The sequence below is a fragment of the Acidovorax sp. JG5 genome (genome assembly GCF_017939685.1).
In the GTDB taxonomy this organism is placed as follows: domain Bacteria; phylum Pseudomonadota; class Gammaproteobacteria; order Burkholderiales; family Burkholderiaceae_C; genus Acidovorax.
In genome coordinates, this window is sequence record NZ_JAGKSE010000024.1 from 32307 (window position 1) to 45643 (window position 13337).

The following is a 13337-nucleotide window of genomic DNA, read 5'->3' on the forward strand; positions in this document are numbered from 1 at the left end:
TCAGTGCGTGTGTTCGGCAGATCCCTTGCCGAGTTCAGACTTCACGACGAAGCTGCCGGTCGAGGCGTAGGGCATACCGGCTTTGAGACCCGAGAGGACTTCGACCCGCTTGCCATCGCTTCGGCCCAGCTTCACGGGTTGAGCGATAAAGCCTCCATCAACCTTGAGGAAGACCACCGGCTTTTCCCCGACGTTTTGGACGGCGTCGGCCGAGATGGTTACAGGCGCTGCCGTTTCTTCGGACACCACCTCAACATTGACGAACAGGCCGGGGCGCCAAGCGCCCTTGGGGTTGTCAAGAACCACGCGGGCTTTTGCCGTGCGGGTTTGCTCGCCAATGAGCGCTCCTACAAAAGCGACAGTGCCTGTGGCCGAGGCGTCAAAGGCTGTGGCCTTGATCGTGACCTTTTCGCCCACGCGCACCGATGGCAGATCCTTCGCCGGAACGTTGATCTCAGCCCAAACCTGAGAAAGGTCCGAGATGGTGAAAACCGCAGTATCTTCCTTCACGGCTTCGCCGAGACTGAGGTGCTTCTCGATGACAATGCCATCAAAGGGCGCTCGCAACTCGATACGGTTCAGTCCTGCTACCGACGAGGCGGACAGGCCCATCGCGCTCAGTTTCTGATTGGCGTTGGCTACTGCGACCTCTGCTTCGCTCAAGGCCTGCTTGGCCTGCAGGTAGTCCTGCTCGGCAGACACCTTCTGCTCCCACAGCTTTTTTTCTCGCTCGTAGGTGGTCTTTGCCAGCGTTAAGCGCTTTTGGGCCGTCTGCAGCTCGCTGCGTTGCTCGGAAGCAGTCGGGCTCGCGATCACCGCCAAAACTTGTCCTTTCTTGACCACTTGGCCCAAGCTGGCATTGACGCTTTCCACGACTCCCGCAAGCCGGGGAACAACGTGAGACGTGCGATCTTCGTTCAAGCGTATCTCCCCGGGAAGGAGCAACGCCGTCTTGATGTTGGCTTTGACCGCATTGTCCAGGCTGATGGATGCAGCCTTAATCTGGGCATCGGTCAGTTCGATCTTTCCTTCTTCCTTGCTCATCACGAACATGAAAGGCTCTGTGGCAGTCTGCGCAATGATCTCGATGTCGAACGAATGGGGTTCAGCAACGATCTCTCGGCTGACAAGACTGTCTTTTTCAGCGGCAAACGTCAGTTTCTGCTTTTCATCTGTCGGGCGGGTCACAGTTGCCGTGACCGTTGCAGCATTCAGGGGCAGCGGTTTATCTTTGTCGGACAGCCAGATTCGCAGTCGAGGCTCGCCACCGTCTTCAGACAACAATGCTTCCAAGCTGAAGTCGCCTTCCTTGAACACGGTACCGCCATGTGGTCCGTTGGCTTCGCTCTTTTCATGGTGTTCACCATCGGCATGCCCCTTGTCATCGTCGTGGCCCTTTTCGCTACCCTTGCCATGGTGCTCGCCGTCGCCGTGTCCCTTGGCCTCGGTATGGCCGCCGTGCCCGTGGCCATCGTCCTCGGTGGCTGCGGCTCTGGGCTTGCCGCCACCTTGCAAGATGAAGGTTCCCGCGCCGACCCCTATTGCGAGGACTACTGCAATGGCGATCAGGTGTTTTTTACTGATGGTGGATTTGCTGGAGCTCGTGTTCATGGTCATGCTCAGTGTTGCGTTGCGATCAGGCCGGGAACCATGCTGGCCCCGAGCAGGCGGTCGATATCAGCCGCTGCACGGTGTGCTTCGCCAAGGGCTTTAAGGTACTGGGATTTGGCTGTGAAGTAAGTGCGTTGGGCATCGAGCACTTCCAGGAAATTGAACTTACCGTTCTCGAAACCAATGGTGGCGGCGTCATAGGCCGACTTCGCACCGGGCAGAACGTCCTGCTGCAGTGACTGAACCTCTGCGGTGATCGTGGAAAGGCGCTCTTGTCCCTGCGCCACTTCGCTGTGCAGGCGCACGGAGGCTGCTTGCAGCTCATCGCGGGCCTTGTCCTCAAGTTTCAGCGCCTCCAGGAGGTTGCCTTGGTTGCGGTCGAAGATGGGAAGAGGCACAGAGACCCCGAAAAGAAGGACGTTGCGCTGCGTTTCGTTGCTGCGCTGCATGCCGACGCTGACGGTGACATCGGGCACGCGCTTGCTTAGCTCCAGGGCGGTCAATGCCTCGCGCCGATCCACCTCGATTCGCGCAAGTACCACGCCTGGCGCAGAAGAAATCAAGGGCTGGAGATCGGCGAGGCTCGGGACCGAGGGCAGGTTCTCGGCCTTGCCCTCCAGCACGGTGTAAGGCGCATCGATCCGTCCCAACAGCGCGAACAGGCGGGACAGAGCATTGCGTTGTTCGCTCGCGGCCTGGGCGAGTTCGACGCGAACGCCGGCTTCTGCAACCCGGGCCTTGGACTCTTCCACAGGGGATACTTTGCCAGCGGCTACACGCTTTGAGACGGTATCCGTTGAGGATTTGGCCAGCGCTGCGCTGTCTCTGGCCAGTACCAATCGTTCCTGCGCAGTCAGAACATCAAAGTAAGCGGCAGCGACATTGGCCCGCACGGTGGCTTGCAGCTCGGCGAGTTGGGCTTGTGCTTGCTCGCGCGTTTTTTCGGCCGCCTTAGTGCGTGCCGCACGCTTTCCACCCAGTTCTACGGGAAGATTGAGTTGCCAGCTTTGCGTACGTGTTTTGGAGCGTGTGTCTTCCAGCGAGTACGCGAGCTCTGGATTGGGGCGCGAGCGTCCTTGAAGAACCTGTCCTTCGGTTGCCTCCCATTGGCGCTTTGCCGCAGCCACCTCCGGATTTCCCTCCAGGGCCAGTTCGATGGCCTTGGCCAGCGACAAAGGCTCAGCTGCGGCCGCTGCAGCAGACTGAGGTGCTCGTTCGCCAACGGCTGGCCCTGGTGGCAGGCCCTGGGAAAAGGCACCGCCCGAGGCGCTCAGCCATATAGCTGCGGCGCCTGCCGCGAGCTTGATCTTTCTACCGCCGCGCCATGCGTGCGGCATCTCTTGAAGGTAAGTACCCTTGAACATCCGATTCTCCAGTGATTTCAAAACACGAGGGAATCGGCGGGCTGGCAACCGTGCAGCTGCCTGGCAACTCGTCAGTCACTTCAGCTGCAACACACGCAACTGCTTCCGCCGCGATGGCGGACAAGACTGAAAAAGAAAAGTGAGATGCCCCCGCCGATCAGGCGAGGACGGACCACTGAGGGCGGTCAGGGGGCGTGGGCGTTACAGCCAGCAGGCGCTGGCCTGGGGAACACTCCACACGGCTGTCATGGGAAAAGGCTGGCTTTGCATCTGACCAGCTCAAGGCCCCGATACCCGCGCCATGGCAAATTGAACAGTCAACATCAAATGCATCGGCTCCCTGGCTGGACTTTTCGGCCTGACCATTCCCGCCTTTGGCTTCATGCTTGTGTTCGTGATGCCCCAAATGCTGCGACTGCGAGGTTGAGCTCTCATGCATGCAATAAGCAGCCACCGCAGACCAGCTGAACTGGAACGGAAGCAATGCAAGCATAAGAACGGCGATCAAGCGGCGCATTTTTGAAGTCTAGCATGCGTCATGAAGGGCGCGCTCGGGCGTGGATGGCCGCTGAGGAGCGCTAAGTTTAGAAATCAGCGAGCGCCGCCGTTCAGGTCCTGAAGAGCCTTCTTTTCAGCTGCCGACATGTTGAGAAATTCCTGTTGAACTTGCTCACGGGTCTTCGTTGCGCCCGTTGCTTTGACGGGCAACGCACCCCCGCGTGAAAGGGTCGCCAGCGTGCCATCCCGGCGCGCTACTTCGACAGCCTGAAGCACATCGCCACGGGACATTGTGCTCTGCATGTGGTCGGGATGGGTGGTCATGCCCACTTCGCCGTCGGCGGGATGGTACAGCGACGAGGCAGATGCCAATCCTGGAGCCGCGATAGCGAAGGCAATCAAAGTGAGCGTGAGGGGTTTGCGAACGGTCATGGTGTTGTCCCTTGATTTAAATCAGCCCTCGGCGATCTGCCGGGACTATGCCTTTCGACACGGGGATACTTTAAAAAACCGAGTGCGACAAGGTGCCAACAGCCAGATAACAAATTCGTAAACTACGAACAGGCCGGATTCTTCGAGAATGGCAGCATGAAAATTTTGCTCATCGAAGACGAAGTCAAGCTGGCCGAGTACCTGCGCAAGGGCCTGGGAGAGGCCAGCTACGTGGTGGACATTGCGTACAACGGGGTGGATGGCCTGCACATGGCCCTTGAAGGCTCTTACGATCTGCTGGTGCTGGACGCAATGCTGCCGGGGATCGATGGTTTCAGCCTTCTAACGGCCTTTCGCAAGACCAAGCAGACTCCGGTCTTGATGTTGACAGCAAGGGTCCGCGTCGAGGATCGGGTATTGGGACTCAAGACGGGTGCCGACGACTATCTGGTCAAGCCCTTTGCGTTTTCCGAACTGAGCGCCCGCATCCAGGTGCTGCTACGGCGGACCCATGGCGCGCGGGATGCCGCAGAGCCCACGCAACTGCGTTTGGCGGACCTGGAATTAGACCTCGTACGGCGCAAAGCGTCCCGGCGTGGTCAGCGCTTGGAGTTGACTGCCAAGGAATTTCTGCTCCTGACGCTGTTTCTAAGAAGAAAAGGGGAAGTGCTTTCTCGCACTGAGATCGCTGAGCAGGTGTGGGACATGAACTTCGACAGCGATACCAGCGTGGTGGAGGTCGCGATCCGGCGCCTCCGTACCAAGATCGATGTGCCGTTTGATACTACGCTGCTCCACACCATTCGCGGCATGGGATATGTCATGGAGGACCGCCACGGATGAAGGCGTTGGCCCAACATCGCTCATTGCGCCAGCGGTTGTCGTGGTGGCTGGCGCTGCAGAGCTTTGCCGGACTCGGGGTGATCTGTCTGATGGTGTATCTGGTGACCGAGTTCAATTTTCGTGATCGGCAAGAGGAAACGCTGGCGCAAAAGGAAAACGTCATTCGGCACTTGCTAGTGGATGGCAAGGAGCATGGGGATTCGGAAGACCTTGCGCACAAACTCGATGACTTCCTTGTTGGGCACGGAGATCTGTCGCTCGAAGTCGCGCGGGCGGACGGGATTGTTCTCTACGCCCACACCCGCAACCAGAATGCGAAGACGGTATGGCGCCAACGGCAGTTCGAAGTAGCACAGACTACGGACCAGACTCCCTCAAAGAACTTGCGCGTTCAGCTGTCGCTGGATATCCAAACCGACAACCAGTTGTTGCACCGACTTGCTCTTACCTTGCTGGTCGCAGCCATCGGTGGGGCCGTCGTTGTATCGCTAGGCGGATTCTCCCTGGTCAACTTGGGCCTGGCGCCCGTCCGAAGACTGGCCAGTCAGACGCGCGCAGTGTCGGCTGACAATCTGCAGCAACGTCTCGACAGCGGCGAGCAGCCCCTTGAGCTCGCGCCTCTGATCGATCAGTTCAACGCGCTTCTGGCGCGCATTGAGAAGGCGTATTTACAAATGGAGGGCTTCAATGCTGACGTGGCGCATGAGTTGTGCACGCCTTTGGCCACGCTCATTGCCAACAATGAACTGGCTTTGCTGCGCCCTGAGCAGGCGGATATTCGCGAGGTGCTGGCGTCCAACTTGGAGGAGTTGCACCGCCTGACCGGCATCGTCAATGACATGCTGTTCCTGTCCCAGGCGGATCGGGGTGTGGGAGCGCGCCGCGCCCCCGTGGCGAGCCTTGCATCAATGGCTGCTGACGTACTGGACTACCACGAGGCCGCACTGTCCGAGGCAGGTCTCACAGCTAAAGTGGTTGGTGATGCGCATGGCGCCTTCGACGTGCCGTTGCTGCGCCGAGCCCTGTCGAACTTGCTCGGCAACGCAACTCGATACGCGAGCTCTGGCTCAGTCGTCCAGATCAACCTCAGAACCACCGATGAGGGTTGTGTGCTGATCAGTGTTACCAACTACGGCAGCACGATCGATCCCGAGATACTTCCGCAGCTGTTTGATCGATTTTTCCGCGCAGATCCTGCTCGCAGCCATGGGCAGAGCAACCATGGCCTCGGTTTGGCCATAGTAGGCGGTATTGCACGCATGCATCAGGGCAGGCCATTCGCATCGTCAGAAAATGGGGTAACGAATGTGGGAATCGAAATTCGCCCGAATTGATGGCGATTTCGACAGACTGGGATCGCTTGTGACGCTGCCACGTAGCGCGGCCCGTTCAAGAATCCGATTTACGTAGGACGAAGCAGCGATATTTCTATTGCTGCTTGACTTTAAAGCCACTTCAAGGTTTCCAATTGGTCTATGAAATCAGAAACCAGCACTCCTCCCACCACTGTTGACCCCTGCTGCTCCTCGGGCTGTTCCAGTACCGCAGCAGTGGTCCCTGCAGCCACAAGCAGCCCGGGCCAGGGCAAGCTGTTCCGAATCGCCACCATGGACTGCAGTGCCGAAGAGTCGGAGATCCGGCGGGCTCTGGAACCGCTTGAGGGAATCCGCTCGTTGGGTTTCCAGCTCGGCGCGCGCACGCTGAAGATCGATGCGGAGGATCGCGCCTTGCCCCTTGCGCTCGATGCCATCCGCAAGGCGGGTTTCGATCCACAGCCCGTGGCCACTGCGGCAAACACCCAGGGTAGCCAAGGCCGGGTGTTTCGCATTGCGACGATGGACTGTAGCGCCGAGGAGGCGGAGATTCGTCAGGCGCTGGAGCCTCTGGATGGGATCCGCTCTCTGGGTTTTCAGCTGGGCGCGCGGACGCTGAAGATCGACGCAGAGGAAGGCACCTACCCGTTGGCACTCGACGCCATCCGCAATGCGGGCTTCGATCCGCAACCAGTTGCAGGCGCCGGCGAAACTGAGGGCGGACACGCGGCTGGATCCGCCGAAGGCGACGACCATGGGCATGGTTTTGCAGGCGGCATCTCCCGTTTGGTGGCCGCGCTGGTGTTCGCCACAGGGGCTGAGGTACTTTCGTTCTTCGCGCCCGACCAGATGGCCTGGAAAGTGGCCGGCATGGCGATTGCCGCTCTGGCTATCTGGCTGGCCGGCATCGACACCTACAAAAAAGGCATTGCGGCGCTGCTGCGCGGCAAGCTGAACATCAATGCGCTGATGTCGGTGGCCGTCACCGGCGCATTCCTCATTGGTCAGTGGCCAGAAGCCGCGATGGTGATGGCTTTGTACGCGATTGCGGAGCTCATCGAAGCCAAGGCAGTGGACCGGGCCCGAAACGCTATCAAGGGCTTGCTGGAACTGGCGCCCGAAGAGGCTTTGGTACTGGGCACCAACGGAGCGTGGACCGCTACACCGGTGGCTTCGGTGGCCATTGGAGCGACCGTGCGCATCAAACCGGGCGAACGCGTGCCGCTGGACGGTAAGGTGACCAAGGGTAATGGCGCCATCAACCAGGCCCCCGTGACTGGCGAGAGCATCCCCGTGGACAAGGCACCAGGCGACCAGGTGTTCGCTGGCACGATCAACGAGACTGGTGAGCTGGAGTTCGAGGTCACAGCCCTGTCTAGCAACACCACCCTGGCCAGGATCATCCAAGCCGTTGAGCAGGCGCAAGGCACGCGCGCTCCGACGCAGCGCTTTGTGGATCGGTTCGCCTCCATCTACACCCCCGCAGTCTTCGCCATTGCCGTGGCGGTGGCGGTCCTCACTCCTTTCCTGATGGGACTTACCTGGCTGGAGGCGCTTTACAAGGCCCTGGTTCTTCTGGTGATCGCCTGCCCATGCGCTCTGGTCATTTCCACGCCGGTCACCGTGGTCAGCGGATTGGCCGCGGGAGCGCGCCGTGGGGTCTTGATCAAGGGCGGAACCTATTTGGAAGATGCCCGGCTTCTGAAGGCGGTGGCGCTGGACAAGACCGGCACCATCACCGAAGGCAAACCCAAGCTGGTGAAGTGGCAGGTGTGGGGTGCCGGTGAGGAGGCAGCAGTCCAGCAAATGGCTGCCAGCCTGGCGGCTCGCTCCGATCACCCGGTTTCAAAGGCGATCGTCCAGGGCTTGGACGTAAAGGGCCCAGAAGCGGAAAGCTTCAAGGCCTTGCCTGGGCGCGGTGTCGAAGGCATGGTCAATGGTGTGCGCTTGATGCTGGGCAATCACCGTCTGATCCATGAGCAAGGACTGTGTGGTCCGGAGCTGGAGGCGGAGCTGGTCATCCACGAAAAGCAAGGCCGCACGGTAACCCTCCTGGCTGACGATTCGGGCGTCCTGGCGCTGTTCGCGGTAGCGGACACCATCCGTGAGACATCGAAACAGGCCATCGTCGATCTCAAGGCACTGGGTGTGACCTCGGTGATGCTGACCGGCGACAACACGGCCACCGCAAAGGCCATCGCTGCCCAGGCCGGCATTGATGACGCCCGTGGCGATCTGCTGCCCGAAGCCAAGCTCGATGCCATCAAGGAAATGCAAAAGCGCTATGGCGCTACCGGCATGACCGGCGACGGCATCAACGATGCGCCGGCGCTGGCGCAGGCCGACATCGGTTTTGCCATGGGTGCAGCGGGAACCGACACGGCCATGGAAGCGGCCGATGTGGTCATCATGAACGATGACCTGCAGCGCATCGCCGAGACAGTGCGTCTATCCAAGCGCACCCACGCCATTCTCTGGCAGAACATCACCCTGGCACTGGGCATCAAGAGCGTCTTCCTGGTGATGGCGGTCGTTGGCACGGCCACCATGTGGATGGCAGTCTTCGCGGACATGGGAGCGAGCTTGCTGGTGGTAGCCAACGGACTGCGTCTGCTTCGCGGGACACGGGTGGAGCCAGCCGCCAAGCCAAGCCGCTCAGAAACCAAGGAGCATGCGCATTCCCACTGAGCGTTCGTCAGCGCGCGCCAAGTCCATCGGTGGGCTTGCGGAGCGCTTACTGAATGTCCCGCTTTCATTTCTTGGTTTTGGAGACCTCTTGCTCCACAAGGTCGGCTAGCTGTTTGTGGCCAAAGCTGGATAGCGGGCGCCCGTTGACAAAGAAGGTCGGGGTCTTTTCGACCTTGAGGTCGGTCAGGTCTCGCACGTCCTGCAGCACCACGGCGTCCAATGCAGGGGCTGCGATGTCCGCCCGCGCCCGTTGAATGTCCAGCCCCGCCTGTTCGGGGTCGTCTCAGAATTCGGAAAATAAAGCACGGTAAGCGGTTTGCAGCGGCCGTGCATGTCCTCAACTGCCCGCTCAATCCTTGGCCAGCACGTCGATGATCGGACAAGTCGTATGGCCGTCCCTCACGTCGCACTGCTGTACCAGTTCCCCCAGCACCCGCTGCATGGCCGCGAGGTCAGCAATCTTCTGCTCGATCAGACCCAGCTTGCGTCCGGCCAGCGCCTGAGTCTCGCCGCAGGCGCGCGCCACATCCAAGGTCAGCAGTGCGGCCACCTCATCGAGCGTGAAGCCGAGCGCCTGTGCCCGCTTGATGAATCGCACACGCTTGGCCTGCTCAGGCGCATAGCGCCGATGCCCACCGAGTGGCTTGGGCGGCTCATCCAGCAGGCCGCGCCTCTGGTAGTAGCGAATCGTCTCGATATTCACACCGGCAGCGTCAGCCAGCTTGCCGATGGTCAGTACTGTTTCCATCACACTCCCCTTGACTCCGTACTTAAGTACGGGATTTATAGTAACAGTTGGGCAAACAGGTTCAAGGAAAACGACATGGCACGACTCACTGAAAAAAGCTCGTTGATCGCGAGCGTACTGGCCGCCATCGGCGCGTCGGTGTGCTGTGTCGGGCCGCTTGTCCTGCTGGCGCTTGGCATTGGTGGCTCATGGGTTGGCAGCCTGACCGCGATGGAGCCGTACCGGCCCTTTTTCATCGGCATGACGCTGCTGTTTCTCGGACTGGCCTTCCGCAAGCTCTATCTGGTGCCGCAGGTCTGCACGCCCGGCACGCCGTGCGCTGATCCGCGCACACGCCAGCGGCAGCGCCTGACGTTCTGGATCGTCACCGTGCTGCTGCTTGGCCTGTTGGCCGTGCCGTGGTTCGCCCCATTGTTCTACTGAAAGGAGACTCCCATGCGCAAACTGCTGATTGCTCTGCTGGCAGCCATACCGCTCACCGTGCTGGCCGCTACCCCGAAAACCGTCACGCTGGCCGTGCAGAACATGACCTGCGAGCTATGCCCGATCACAGTCAAGAAGTCGCTGGAGAAAGTGCCCGGAGTGAGCGCCGTCAAGGTCGATTTCGACAGGAAAACGGCCATCGTCACCTATGACGCCGACAAGGCCCAGCCGGAGGCGTTGACCAAGGCCACGACGAACGCAGGCTATCCGTCCACCGTGCAGAAGTGACGCCACGATGAGCACTGTCATCCTCGAATCCGTGCTGACCTGTCCGCACTGCGGCCACGCACAAAAGGAAACCATGCCCACGGACGCTTGCCAGTTCTACTACGAGTGCCCGGCCTGCCATACGCTGCTGCGTCCAAAGCCGGGCGATTGCTGCGTGTTCTGTTCGTTCGGATCGGTGCCATGCCCGCCGATCCAGCAGCAGCGTGGGTGCTGCGGTTAAGTCGGGGACAGCGGTCGCAATGGCCTGAATTTTCCCGCGCCGATCTTGGCACTGCTGCGCCAGAGGTAATCGCCGGTCAGGTTGATGTGCTCCCAGCCGAGCGGCGACAGGTACTGCAACAGGCCGTCATCGACGGCTTGAGCGTGGCCACGTAAGGCGTTCGCGGCCCGCTCCAGATAGACCGTGTTCCACAGCACGATGGCGGCCGTGACCAAGTTGAGGCCGCTGGCTCGGTAGCGCTGCTGCTCGAAGCTGCGGTCGCGGATTTCCCCCAGGCGGTTGAAGAACACGGCGCGGGCCAGCGCGTTGCGCGCCTCGCCCTTGTTCAGGCCGGCATGCACGCGGCGGCGCAGTTCCACGCTTTGCAGCCAGTCCAGGATGAACAGCGTGCGCTCGATGCGGCCCAGCTCGCGCAGGGCGACGGCCAGGCCGTTCTGGCGCGGGTAGCTGCCAAGCTTCCTGAGCATCAGCGAGGCCGTCACCGTGCCCTGCTTGATCGAGGTGGCCAGCCGCAGGATTTCGTCCCAGTGGGCGCGGACGTGTTTGATGTTGAGCGTGCCGCCGATCATCGGTTTCAATGTCTCGTAGGCGGCATCGCCCTTTGGAATGTAGAGCTTGGTGTCGCCCAGGTCGCGGATGCGCGGCGCGAAGCGGAAGCCCAAGAGGTGCATCAACGCGAAGACGTGATCCGTGAACCCTGCCGTGTCGGTGTAGTGCTCCTCGATGCGCAGGTCGGATTCGTGGTACAGCAGGCCGTCAAGCACGTAGGTCGAATCGCGCACGCCGACATTGACCACCTTGGTGTGGAACGGCGCGTACTGGTCGGAGATGTGGGTGTAAAAAGTCCGCCCTGGGCTGCTGCCGTATTTCGGGTTGATGTGGCCGGTGCTCTCGGCCTTGCTGGCGGTGCGGAAGTTCTGACCGTCCGACGATGACGTGGTGCCGTCGCCCCAATGCCCGGCGAAGGGGTGCCGGAATTGGGCGTTGACCACCTCGGCCAGCGCTGTGGAATAGGTTTCGTCTCGGGTATGCCAGGCTTGCAGCCAGGCGAGCTTGGCGTAGGTCGTTCCGGGGCAGGACTCGGCCATTTTCGTCAGCCCCAGGTTGATCGCGTCGGCCAGGATCGTGGTCAGCAACAGGTTCTTGTCCTTGGCCAGATCGCCCGATTTCAGGTGTGTGAAGTGGCGAGTGAAGCCCGTCCAATCATCAACCTCCATCAGAAGCTCGGTAATCTTGACGTGCGGCAAGATCATGGCCGTTTGGTCGATCAACGCCTGCGCAGTGTCCGGCATTGCCGCATCGAGCGGCGTGATTTTCAGGCCCGACTCTGTGATGATGGCGTCCGGTAGGTCGTTGGCCGCCGCCATCCGGTTGACCGTGGCGAGCTGCGTTTCCAGCAACGTCAGCCGTTCATGCAGGTACTGGTCGCAATCGGTGGCCACGGCCAGCGGCAATTCGCTGGCCTGCTTGAGGCTGGCAAATTTCGCTGGCGGCACCAGGTAGTCCTCGAAATCCTTGAACTGGCGGGAGCCTTGCACCCAGATGTCGCCGGAGCGCAGTGCGTTCTTCATCTCCGACAGCGCGCACAGTTCGTAGTAACGCCGGTCGATTCCGGCGTCGGTCATCACCAGCTTTTGCCAGCGCGGCTTGATGAAATCGGTTGGCGCATCGGCGGGCACCTTGCGGGCGTTGTCGCTGTTCATGTTGCGCAGCACTTCGATAGCGTCGAGCACGTCCTTGGCGGCGGGCGCGGCCCGCAGCTTGAGCACGGCGAGGAATTCCGGCGCGTAGCGGCGCAGCGTGGCATAGCTCTCGCCGATGCGGTGCAGGAAATCGAAGTCCTCGGGCTGCGCGAGTTTCTGCGCCTCGGTGACGCTCTCGGCGAAGGCATCCCAGGACATGACGGCTTCGATGGCGGCGAACGGATCGCGGCCGGCTTGCTTGGCCTCGATCAGCGCCTGGCCGATGCGTCCGAATAGCCGCACCTTGGCATTGATCGCCTTGCCGGATGCCTGGAACTGCTGCTGATGTTTGTTCTTGGCGGCGTTGAACAGTTTGCCCAGAATGCGGTCGTGCAGGTCGATGATTTCGTCAGTGACGGTCGCCATGCCTTCGATGGTGAGCGCAACCAGAGTCGCGTAGCGGCGCTGCGGCTCGAACTTGGCCAGGTCGGCTGGCGTCATCTGGCCACCCTCGCGGGCGATCTTGAGCAGCCGGTTCTGGTGCACCGACCGCTCGATGCCGGAGGGCAGGTCGAGCGCCTGCCACGCCTTGAGGCGTTCGATGTGTTCCAGCATGTGCCGCGAGTTCGGTTTGACCGGGGATTGCCGCAGCCAGGCCAGCCAGGTCGTCTTGCCGTTGTCGCGGCGCTTGAGCAGATCGTCGAGGCGACGGCGATGCATGTCCGATAGCGGTTCGGCCAAGGCGTCGTAGATGCGCCGGTTGGCGCGGGTGATCGCCTCGGCGCTCGCCCGCTCGACGGCGTTGAGAGCAGGCAGAATGACCGACTGCCGCCGCAGGTGCTCGATGAAGGCGCTTGCCAGCACAATGCCCTTGTCGGTTTGCATGGCCAGCTCGGTCAGCGTGTGGACGGCCTGCCGGTAGTGGCTCATGGTGAAGGGCCGGAAACCGAAGACGGTTTGCAGCTCGATCAGGTGCTCACGCCGGGTCTGCTCCCGCTGTCCGTACTTGCCCCAGCTTTCGATGCTGACCTTGAGCTGGTCGGCGACCAGTTTCAGCAAGGGCGGGAACGGCGGTTCATCAACGCCCAGTATGACGCCCGGAAAGCGTAGGTAGCAAAGCTGCACCGCGAAGCCCAGCCGATTGGCTGGCCCGCGCCGCTGTCGGATAATCGAGAGGTCGGTATCGCTTAGGATTTATCCGTAAATAATATTGACAGGTAGACTGAT

The 13337-nt window shown here is 60.9% G+C and carries 12 protein-coding genes and 1 pseudogene; 6 read left to right on the plus strand and 7 right to left on the minus strand.

The features are described 5' to 3' along the window. From J8G26_RS16595 to J8G26_RS16610, 4 genes are all read right to left on the minus strand, one after another. Positions 1 to 1617 (minus strand): efflux RND transporter periplasmic adaptor subunit, encoded by a 1617-nt coding sequence (locus J8G26_RS16595; RefSeq protein WP_210570254.1) that lies wholly within the window; start codon positions 1615 to 1617, stop codon positions 1 to 3. 2 nt (positions 1618 to 1619) lie between these two features. After that, positions 1620 to 2996 carry a TolC family protein gene (locus tag J8G26_RS16600; RefSeq protein WP_246881441.1) on the minus strand — a complete coding sequence of 459 codons (1377 nt, stop codon included), beginning with the start codon at positions 2994 to 2996 and terminating at the stop codon, positions 1620 to 1622. Between the two features lie 136 nt (positions 2997 to 3132). Next, a complete protein-coding gene (gene czcI / locus J8G26_RS16605) occupies positions 3133 to 3492 on the minus strand; it encodes a cation efflux protein, CzcI family (RefSeq protein WP_210570257.1) in 360 nt (119 codons plus the stop codon). A gap of 74 nt (positions 3493 to 3566) precedes the next feature. Beyond that, positions 3567 to 3905: a DUF4148 domain-containing protein gene (locus J8G26_RS16610; RefSeq protein ID WP_121420068.1), complete on the minus strand. Its 339-nt coding sequence runs from the start codon at positions 3903 to 3905 to the stop codon at positions 3567 to 3569. A 156-nt stretch (positions 3906 to 4061) separates the two neighbouring features. Here J8G26_RS16610 and J8G26_RS16615 point away from each other — a divergent pair, with 156 nt between their 5' ends. The 3 genes from J8G26_RS16615 (at position 4062) to J8G26_RS16625 (ending at position 8749) form a co-directional block, all read left to right on the plus strand. After that, on the plus strand, positions 4062 to 4748 hold the full coding sequence (locus tag J8G26_RS16615; protein ID WP_210570259.1) for a heavy metal response regulator transcription factor: 687 nt from the start codon (positions 4062 to 4064) through the stop codon (positions 4746 to 4748). Further along, positions 4745 to 6082: a heavy metal sensor histidine kinase gene (locus J8G26_RS16620; RefSeq protein WP_210570261.1), complete on the plus strand. Its 1338-nt coding sequence runs from the start codon at positions 4745 to 4747 to the stop codon at positions 6080 to 6082. The genes J8G26_RS16615 and J8G26_RS16620 overlap by 4 nt, the downstream gene beginning before the upstream one ends. 141 nt (positions 6083 to 6223) lie before the next feature. Continuing rightward, positions 6224 to 8749 (plus strand): heavy metal translocating P-type ATPase, encoded by a 2526-nt coding sequence (locus tag J8G26_RS16625; protein WP_282598181.1) that lies wholly within the window; start codon positions 6224 to 6226, stop codon positions 8747 to 8749. A 64-nt stretch (positions 8750 to 8813) separates the two neighbouring features. Here the strand turns inward: J8G26_RS16625 and J8G26_RS16630 are convergent, their stop codons facing one another. Both J8G26_RS16630 and merR read right to left on the minus strand, forming a co-directional pair. Continuing rightward, positions 8814 to 9011, minus strand: a complete 198-nt coding sequence (locus J8G26_RS16630; protein ID WP_276202432.1) for a thioredoxin domain-containing protein — start codon at positions 9009 to 9011, stop codon at positions 8814 to 8816. Positions 9012 to 9098: 87 nt separating this feature from the next. Next, on the minus strand, positions 9099 to 9497 hold the full coding sequence (merR, locus tag J8G26_RS16635; RefSeq protein ID WP_044402355.1) for an Hg(II)-responsive transcriptional regulator: 399 nt from the start codon (positions 9495 to 9497) through the stop codon (positions 9099 to 9101). A gap of 75 nt (positions 9498 to 9572) precedes the next feature. Here merR and J8G26_RS16640 point away from each other — a divergent pair, with 75 nt between their 5' ends. Genes J8G26_RS16640 through J8G26_RS16650 form a run of 3 tightly spaced genes read left to right on the plus strand, consistent with a single transcriptional unit; the run spans position 9573 to position 10428 of the window. Then, positions 9573 to 9920, plus strand: a complete 348-nt coding sequence (locus tag J8G26_RS16640; protein ID WP_044402352.1) for a mercuric transporter MerT family protein — start codon at positions 9573 to 9575, stop codon at positions 9918 to 9920. Positions 9921 to 9932: 12 nt separating this feature from the next. Next, on the plus strand, positions 9933 to 10208 hold the full coding sequence (merP, locus tag J8G26_RS16645) for a mercury resistance system periplasmic binding protein MerP (protein WP_044402350.1): 276 nt from the start codon (positions 9933 to 9935) through the stop codon (positions 10206 to 10208). Between the two features lie 7 nt (positions 10209 to 10215). Continuing rightward, entirely contained in the window at positions 10216 to 10428 is a 213-nt protein-coding gene (locus J8G26_RS16650; RefSeq protein ID WP_084601576.1) for a GDCCVxC domain-containing (seleno)protein, read from the plus strand. On the opposite strand, the pseudogene J8G26_RS16655 reads toward J8G26_RS16650, so the two are convergent. After that, positions 10425 to 13298, minus strand: a pseudogene (locus J8G26_RS16655) (Tn3 family transposase); the annotation flags it as partial. The gene J8G26_RS16650 and the pseudogene J8G26_RS16655 sit on opposite strands and share 4 nt — an antisense overlap. Positions 13299 to 13337 lie beyond the last annotated feature (39 nt).